This window comes from Photobacterium carnosum (assembly GCF_021236965.1).
In the GTDB taxonomy this organism is placed as follows: Bacteria; Pseudomonadota; Gammaproteobacteria; order Enterobacterales; family Vibrionaceae; genus Photobacterium; species Photobacterium carnosum.
Genome location: NZ_WMDN01000055.1, coordinates 1 through 1,977, shown reverse-complemented (window position 1 = coordinate 1,977; position 1,977 = coordinate 1). Strand labels below are relative to the sequence as shown.

1 protein-coding gene is annotated in these 1,977 nt (G+C 38.1%); it reads right to left on the bottom strand.

Features of this window, described 5'->3' with window-relative positions:
- Positions 1-1,977 (bottom strand): Ig-like domain-containing protein (locus GLP24_RS19720; protein ID WP_232616433.1); only part of this gene is annotated, 1,977 nt, incomplete at both ends.

Here is a 1,977-nt window from a genome sequence, read left to right as displayed (position 1 = left end):
ATCTAAGATTCCTTCGTCATACATCCATTTAATATTTAAAGCATCACCGACAAGTACATCATTATCATCACTACCAATGATAGTGTCACTTCCTGGAATAAATTCTTGACCTATGTTATGAAAAGTATCATTTAGTTCATTGGCATTGGTAATGGCTTTAGAATAACTATCTTCTGGATCACCAAGACTAGCTACTTCTTTAACACCTTCCTCATCACTGTCAGGACCAACAGCAATCGCTATTACTTGAGCACCGTTTAAAGCAGCATTTTTAACTGGTTTAAAGCTAGGATCCTTACCATCGGTTAAGAAATAGATAATATTTGTTTCATTATCATTAGTAATTAAGGAACTAACAGTATTTAAAGGTGGAGCAAAATCAGTGCCGCCACCAGCAGTCAAGTGTTTAATAAATTCATTTATAGTCTGGTGATCTGATGATTCAAATTGTTCAGTTACTTGATTATATGAAAATGATTCTTTAATTTTAGTTCCACGATAAACTTTAAGATAATCTGAATATGTATCACTAAATGTTACAATATTAAAATGTAAAAGACTTTTATCTATGCCACTATCTAAAATGTCTTTCGTTAATGTTGAATAAGCTTCTTTCACTAAATCCATAACATCTTTTGTGTTAGCAAACGGAACATCAAACGTCATTCCATCAGATGCCTGAATATCAATATTATTACCCGTTGTAGATCCACCGTCATATTGCAAACCAGCTTTTAGTTGTTCGTAAGATACTGTTACATCACGAGCTTGACTTCCATCTGAAAGTTGCAGATGATTAGAAGCGGTTAAAATAAAACCTTTAGGAACGCTAATGGTATAACTACTTGCATGATGATTATTCACACATGAAAGGTCTAGAATTCGGCCATAACCCATACTACCTGATACGTCTATAACATAATTGACATTTATTGACCTTTCATCTGGTTTCGCAGGATCTAAATCTCCAATTAATAAGTCAGTACCAACTGTGCCCGTTATAGTGTTATCACCATTATCACCTTGAATAACTAGACCATCGATTTGATAAGCTTTCTCTGCAGTGTCTGATGCGGTATGTGTACCATCAGTTGTTGTTACCGATGCATCTACAATTCGATCACTGTCTTTTAATAAAGCCTCACCATCAACATTAATCTGATAATGGCCATCTTTTGCTTCACCCGTAAAATGTTGATGACCAATAGTCAACGTAACCGTATCACCATCTTTAACATCCTCACCAACAGAACCTTTAATGGTTACCGTACTCTTACCTTCAGCTTGAGTAACAATGTTATCGTCTGCAATAGAATCAATAGTAACTAGCGCACCAAAGTCTACTTTATACGGCTCATCAGCTTCTGTTGTCACATTATGAGAACTATAAGATGTTGTAACACTTGCTATTGCCTTGTGAGCATGCAGGATATCAATACCAGCGATTGCAACGATCCAAGTAAGATCTGTCTGAACATGAGTAACATATTTATTACCATTAATTGTAACAGTAACTTCATCACCTTCGCGTGCTTGACCACCTACTTTACCCGTGACATCTATTGTTTTCTGATGACCTTCTTGTTGAGTGATCTCGTTATCGCCAGTGATAGGATTAATGTCGATAGTGGCGTTAACATCCACCGTATAATCATGCTCAGCGGTCACGGTTTTGCTGTTGCCTGCGGTATCAGTGGTGGTCACTGTCGCACCCACATGATCCGTATTCGCATCCAACAAGACCTTGCCATCAACAGGCAAACGCCATGATTTATCCGCTTGTACTTCGGCTGTGCCTAACGTTTTACCATCAAGGGTCACAGTAACGCTATCGCCCGCTTTCACATCGCCGCCAACCGTACCAATAATCGCTTGGGACTGTTCAGAATCAGGTCCTGTCACATTATTATCGGTTGCAATAGAGGTAATAGTGATCGCTGCCGCAATGTCAGTATCAACACCATAAGGATGAACGTT